Here is an 817-nt window from a genome sequence, read left to right as displayed (position 1 = left end):
TTGCCGATGTTTATGTTACCTTACTCACAGTTGATGATCTGGATGCTGATGCGGCTGAGGTAAAAAGTACGATTAAAGTACTTAACGGAGCAGCAGGGTTCTTGCGCAGCGAGCTTGGTCGTATGATCAAGCTTAGAACTATCCCGCAACTACGTTTTCATTTTGACGCTTCGGTTAAACGCGGCCGTCAACTCGATAATCTTATTTCTCAGGCTCGAAAGAAAGACGCTGATTTGTCTGTCGATGAGGGGAATGAAGATTCCAATACTCCTACGGATAACGAAGGCTAGTCCCTTTGGCGCGTAGAAGAAAAGGACGCCTGCTAAACGGGGTGTTGTTGCTTGATAAGCCTCAAGGGATGACTTCAAATTTTGCCTTGCAAAAAGCTCGGCGGATATTTGGTGCTCAAAAAGCAGGTCATACCGGAAGTCTTGATCCTCTAGCGACGGGTGTTTTACCAATTTGTTTTGGTGAGGCAACCAAGTTCTCTCGTTATCTACTTGATGCGAATAAAGGCTATTACACAACCGCGACTCTAGGAGATATCCGGACGACCGGTGATAGTGATGGCGAAACGGTCGAGATCAAAGAAGTGCCTGCACTCAGTGAAGCTCCCTTATTAAGCTTGCTAGAGAAATTTAAAGGTGACATAGAGCAGGTGCCATCTATGTATTCTGCGCTAAAGCATCAGGGTCGCCCCTTATATGAATATGCGCGCAAAGGTATCACGATAGAGCGTCCTGCACGCCCAGTTAGTATTTTCAGGCTTGAGCTCGATGAGTTACGCGAAAAGCAGCTCGATTTGACTGTCGAATGT

General features: G+C 46.4%; 2 protein-coding genes. Both read left to right on the top strand.

Annotated elements, in window-relative coordinates:
* Positions 1–290: ribosome-binding factor A (locus A3729_RS20105; protein ID WP_197475945.1), on the top strand; the 290-nt coding region annotated here is incomplete at its 5' end.
* A gap of 5 nt (positions 291–295) precedes the next feature.
* On the top strand, positions 296–817 hold a 522-nt coding region (gene truB, locus A3729_RS20100; RefSeq protein ID WP_082882146.1), incomplete at its 3' end, for a tRNA pseudouridine(55) synthase TruB.

The organism is Oleiphilus sp. HI0043 (assembly GCF_001634935.1).
Note: the sequence above shows the minus strand (reverse complement) of the source record. Positions and strands in the feature narration are given on the sequence as shown.